At 44.8% G+C, this 286-nt stretch carries 1 protein-coding gene; it reads left to right on the forward strand.

Annotated features, from left to right (window positions below; all coding sequences use genetic code 11):
- On the forward strand, positions 1 to 286 hold a 286-nt coding region (locus A3761_RS07480; protein WP_231881189.1), incomplete at both ends, for a LysR substrate-binding domain-containing protein.

The raw sequence follows: 286 nt of genomic DNA on the forward strand, positions 1-286 counted from the left end.
TGAGTTAGTGGTCTTCTGCGACCCGAAATCTGAGCTAAGTACGCTTTCACACGTTAGTGACCAACAGCTAAGCAAAGCAAAATGGATTCTGAGAGAGGCAGGTTCAGGAACACGGCAAGCATTCGATAATGCAATGCAGGGAGTGCTTCATGAGCTTAATATTGAACTCGAACTACAACATACCGAAGCCATCAAACGGGCAGTAGAGTCAGGTATGGGGATTGGGTGTTTGTCGAAAGTTACCTTAAACGATGCTTTCAAACGCTCATCGCTAATTGCCTTAAAA

The sequence above is a fragment of the Oleiphilus sp. HI0123 genome (assembly GCF_001635315.1).